The organism is Leucothrix pacifica (genome assembly GCF_003172875.1).
Classification (GTDB): Bacteria; Pseudomonadota; Gammaproteobacteria; order Thiotrichales; family Thiotrichaceae; genus Leucothrix; species Leucothrix pacifica.
Map to the genome: position 1 here is coordinate 1 of NZ_QGKM01000098.1, position 6040 is coordinate 6040.

The following is a 6040-nucleotide window of genomic DNA, read 5'->3' on the forward strand; positions in this document are numbered from 1 at the left end:
GCTTTTTCGTTTCCTTCCTTGCTCTTGCTACTTGTTTTATTGCTAATTCTTTGTACCTTGACGCCCTTTTTTCCCAATTACCCGCAGACCTCTCTTTCGAAGCTGCTTGTCTGGTTTTAGTATTTGATTGAGCAGCTTTTTGTTTCGCAACAGATGAGTAGGAATTAGATCGATTGGTATAAAATTCCGCAAGGTCAATGGTACTTGGCACCATTACCGAGCACCAAATAGTCTGTGACCATGTACCTAACTTTCCTGAATGTGTTTGAACTCTATTTTCACAACTTGGATTTATCGTAAAGTCTAATTTGGCAATTTGTACATTAAAGGCTTGTGTAGCAGTACAATCTCCCTTGCTATCTTTGGCTGTACAAATAGAAGCTTTGTACAGGATATAACCTTTCGCAGGATCAGATTTCCCTCTTGTAAAATCATCTGTACTGAACGTTAGGTCTTTGTACATTTTCTGACTATAGTGGTCAACCAAACTTGAAAAGTGCTCTGACCGACGAAGATAAGCCTCTCCTAAGTCACTTAAATATTTTGCTTGCTCTCTCAGTTCCGCTGCTGTCTCTTTATAAGCGTCTGCACGAAGTTCCGCACTCTCCGCAATCAATCGATACCTATCAGCTTTTTTGATATATTTTTTAAACTTAGCTCTTGATTTCGCTGCCTCGACACTAAGTCTTGCAACTTCAACGATAAGGGTTTCAAGAGTTTCCTCTAATGCCGTATAGTCGTAGTCATAGACATTTTTTTTAGGGATGCTAATTCGCTTTAGAAAACCTTCTTCTGTGTACTCCCGATGCACTTCCATCTTGTCTGGATAGGTTTCTTTGCTTGGTCGACTGTATTGGTCATAAGCCAACTTACTAACGAACTTCTTCCCATCAATAGAAGTACTTGTCTGCTTGGCCCGACCTAGATTGTCATATGAATATGTCTTGGTAACTTTTCCATTCTTTTCCTGATAGAGTTTACCATTACCTTTATTACCCTTGTCATAAATCCAGTGACTACTCGTCGTTCCACCCTTAGTCTTCACCTTTCTTTCATACATTCGACCAAGCACATCATACTTCTGTGTGGTGACTTGTTTTTTCGCATCCTTCTGCCAGATTAACTCCCCGAAACCATTATAGTCGTAGCGCCACTCTCCCATTGAAGGGTCATTCATATAAATTTTATTGTTATGATTATCATACTCCATAGAAACCACATAACCGTTAGTGTCGCTATGAGCTAGGTTACCAATGGCATCGTACGTATATGTGATGTTTGAACCTGTGGATGTTGTAACAGTACTGGGCTTCCCAAAGACATTGAGAACAGTAGATTTAGTTCGGTTAAGCGGATCCGTTATCGTAGTTGTATTACCCTCATAGGCATACCGTGTTACTTGCTCACCAAGTTTATTCGGTTTGTACTGAGCAATCGTTCGACCCAGTTCATCATAATCGTTCCGTACCCAATAGGTATTGTCTCCCGGGAACTCACCCTCAAAATAAGGTAGTGTTGCCTTTTCAACCTGGCCGTTTTTTTGATACACCGTGTCTTGATAAACTGGCCTGCCGTCAAACCCTATCGTTTTTGAACGCACCTCACGACCAAGTCCGTCATACCACTTAGTCGACTCAGCCGACCCGCTTGAATGGGTTGTTATACTATAAACACTTCGGTCTACTTCACCATAACCTGAATCATATCCCTCAGACCATTTATAGACCCATGTCGTGGCCGTTTTGTCAGCTCTAATCTCTTTCTTTTTTCGACAAGCACCATCATATTGCCAAGTTGTTGAAATCTTATTGGCATCAGTACTAGTCTCGATTAAACCACAAAGAGAATCATATTTTGTAGTTACAGAGTGATTCAGAGCATTCTTGGCTAACTTAGGGTGTAACCCACCGTTATCATACTCAGTAATACTAGTTCTGCTCTTTTCACCATCTGTTTCAACTTTGACACTCGTGCGGTTTCCATGCTTGTCATAAGAAAAAGTTGATAACACCTGTTTGTCGCTACCAGGTTCAACCGTTTTTGTGTGTAATGCGCCAGTATCATAGTAAGTAAAACTTGTTTGTCGAGTGATAACATCACTTGCACCAGTGAAGTAATGTTGAACCTTTACGGTAAGGGGTTTAGCGAAGATCCATGACTCAGCATTGTTAGAGTAGGTAGAAGTCGTTATTGTCTCTTTTACTTCAGCTCCTACCGTTTCAGTGGTCACTACTCTCTTGACGCTCCCCCAATCATCGTATTCCTCATAATCTACAACTTCAGTTTTTAACAATTCTGATGAGTCATAGCTCTTTGTTGTATGTAGATTCTTCCTTATAACTTTGACGTTATCGTGGATACCTGAAACAACTTCATGATACACATTAGTTTCTTGAAGCAGTTCCAATACTCCATCAACATCTGAAAACTCTTTAATTGTGTTGATTTGACCGTTTAATACAGGGCTTGGATTGGAGGCCATATCAAAGCTTTCAAAATAGCTAAACTCTGGGTTACTAATGGCATTAAAAGGGTTGGAGTCTGGCTCAGCATTTTGCAGATATGTGGTTTCTATTCTTCTATTTGTAGCATTGTTGTACCTAATAATCTTCCGAAAACCCAACGAACCTTCATCCAGATGCCACTTTAAACCTTCATATTGAAAGGAAAGCTTGTTGAAGCCCCCTATTCCGTCTGATGTACTCACGCTACTGACTATTCGACGGCTTCCAGCCAAGTCGAGAACTGGTAATTTTGCATTATTATCTGCTGTGTACAATTCAGGGTTTGAGAGCTGGTCATACTCAATTTTCGTTTCATTCCCGTAGGCTGTCTTAACACCAACCAACAAACTTATGTCAATATTCTCCCCAAGTGCGCAGGTTAAACCACTATAAGACCGGTAACATATATCAATACCGCCATTACCATCGATATCAACTGACTGAATAGGTGAAGCCATCGGGGCAACCTCTTCACCATTTAAATCATAGGAATCAAGGGAGTACTGAAGAGAAATATGTTTTTTAAGAGAAACGAATCCAGATCCATTATTTATGCCACAGTGAAATTCATAAGCGTGGTCATTAACACATAAATCAGGTCTACTATCGCCATTTATATCCATAAGACTGAGTACAGGACTAGCCTTGTTATCGATTATTTCTGACTTTTCCCATACTGCCTCAGTAGCCCCCCAGACTGAGGGAGTTAAAAAGTCATCACCAGTATTTATTGAACAAAGATAGTCTTTTCCTTTTGCGAGACAAAAATCAGCTAAGCCATCAACATTTAAGTCCGAGTACCTAAAGGAGGCAGATGCTGTTTTTGATGACCATGCAAGTGAGCTAGCGACAATATTGGTAAATGTTTTGATCTCAGAAAACTGTGAACTTCCACTAAGACTAGACCGTAATGCACAGCGATAGCCTTTGCTATCAAGCCCACATAAGTCCACCAACCCATCACCATTAGAGTCTATAAAAGCAATACTTGAATTCGATTCACTACCTCGGCCCCAACCACTGTTGAGTAAAACAAAGGATGGACCATATGACTTCCCTAGGTTATGAGAACAGACTACCTGGTTGGTATCAATTCGACAGATATCAATTAACTTATCATTATTAATGTCAGCATAACGTATTTCTTGGTCTAGTTTATACTCTTTCGACCAATAAGATTGAGAACCAAAATTTCCCGATTTTTTATCATTTAGCCCGCAAAACACACCTACTTCGTCAAGCAAACAGTAATCAGGATAAGAATCACGATTTAGATCGGAGAAGTTGAGCGTAGAGGCTACATCAAACGCACTCCACTTTGTTGCCAATGAAGTCGGCCAATGTCTTGTATAGCGAAAGCGTTCCGGCTTAAAAAAACTTCCAAATGAAATCTTACCCGTTCCATCATTTCGACCACAATATAGGGCATTATTGATGTAGCACACATCTTGATCACCATCTCTATCAAGATCCACAAACCGATAAATTGACGGCTGTTCATTACCTTGTAAGTCACTTCTATGCTCTACAACATCAATTTGCTGTTCGGCCCTTTTTTCTAATGATTCCTTCCAAGTAAACTCTGTGGGTTTTGTACACTCATAGTTAGCAGTACACATGGAGATATCAGCAAGCCTGCTATAGTATCCAGAGCCTACTTGGTCATACTTCAACTTATAACTTCGTAGCAAACCTCCAGAAGAAAATACATCTATGCTCTTCAACCTATCTTCTAGAAGGCGTGTGTCACCCATTTGCCAAGCACTTAACTTGTCCCTCCGAGTAGAATAATTGAAGGTCACTTTATGACCACTGTAGTCTATTTTTGTAATTGTGGGGGTAGAGCTAGATGAGTCGTAGGTGTAGTCGATCGTATTATCAAAGCGATCAGATTTGCGATTAATCATCCAAAGTAATACAGCATTGCCTTGGTTGCTTATTGTTACCTGTGCATCTGATGTATTTCCGTATTCAGAAATTATTCCATCTTTCGCCCAAATCTTCCAGTACTTTGGGCCAGAAGCTCCTTGTGAACCGTACGATACCACCTTGGTGTAACTCTCAATAGCCGTTCTATACTCTGTTAGGTTTCCACCATTACTGCCCTCTACAGCAATCAGACGTTGCCCATCCAAGCAGAAACGATCCTCGGAGTTGAAACGAACACCTCCTTGAAAATCATCATATTTTTCTGTTGCCGGACACCGAGTAATAGATGACAACCCTTCCAAGCTAAAACCAATTCCTAATGGTCCGTTGCTTGCTGATTGATGATAGCTAATGCCTAAGGACGGAGCGATACCATTTACTCCAGAAGGAACATCAATACCGATATTCCAGCTAGCAACACCTTGCTCTACACTAACCTCACCCTCCAAACTCCCTATAAGCTGATTTGCATAAGACGAGAAGGATAGAAAAATACTAATCGTGAAAGTGATAAGAGACAATGATTTAATAAGCTTCATAAATAAAACCTGCAGTGGGACATTTACTAAAACAACTAATTGAAAGGCAAACTACTAGCCACCCTTTCTGCAAGAGGCTTTGATAAATAAGAGTAATCCTTAGAATAATTACTGGAACCGATTTTCTAACGCAATAACATCGCTCTCGACTTTGAGACGCTGCTCTTCGACTTCTTTCATTTCGGGGTTAAGCGGGAGACCATCCTCTAAAAGCGCTGTCATCGCTACAGAGTCGACACCTAGCTTTTTACTGGTTTCTTCAATCAACAGATCCATCTTCGTAATAACTTCTTCAGGGTCTCTTGGGTCATCGAATATACTTTCTGCCGGAGGGCTAGCGGCCTGAATTTGGTCTTTGTAGGTAACCAACCGCTTATTCATATCTTTTAATTCAGGAGGAAGAACACCAGCCACAATTTTTCGGCCATCATCGGCTTGAAAAATTTCCATATTTGTCTCTGACCGTTCAGTGTCATTTCTAAATCTTTCTTGTGAAAGAAAGCTAGCAGTTTCCGGGGACTGGGGGGGCTTTGGTGGCTTCAACACAGCAACAAGAGCCATAAACGCTACAACACCTACACCCAAGAGCAGTAATGCTTTTTTCACGAAACCTCCCCTTTCAAGCCGAATAAACTAAAATAAGGCCACGGTATCATTTATTAGGTATAAAGAAAACACTCAGGTAAATTTTTGTTAATGAAAGCTTATGAATACTGGCGTGACTAAGTGGTACGTAGATTTTACTCAAAAGCCCAGCTGCAACGCCAGAAAACAATACTGCTAAAAAGCATAAAAATAGCAATAGTATCAATATATTACCCCCCCAAATACCACCTACAAACGTCATCACTACATGAGTATGATTATAGCATTGTATTTACCATAAACTTACCCAAGACTATCAATCGGTAAAGTAAAGAAGTATCAGGAAGATACTCTTAAAAGCTAACAAACCATGAGCACATCAAAGCAGTTTCTACCAATACTATCGCATCAAGCAAACAAGGAGATCGCTTACTTTAAGTGCGAGAGAAGCAAGTGAGTTGAATTATTCTATGTTTTGAATCT

At 40.3% G+C, this 6040-nt stretch carries 2 protein-coding genes; both read right to left on the bottom strand.

All coding sequences use genetic code 11. From position 1 onward, the window contains the following. Positions 1–4972, bottom strand: a 4972-nt coding sequence (locus DKW60_RS21920) for a SpvB/TcaC N-terminal domain-containing protein (protein WP_146203550.1), incomplete at its 3' end; no start/stop codon positions are given. Positions 4973–5080: 108 nt separating this feature from the next. Beyond that, positions 5081–5578: a hypothetical protein gene (locus DKW60_RS21925; protein ID WP_109839803.1), complete on the bottom strand. Its 498-nt coding sequence runs from the start codon at positions 5576–5578 to the stop codon at positions 5081–5083. Positions 5579–6040 lie beyond the last annotated feature (462 nt).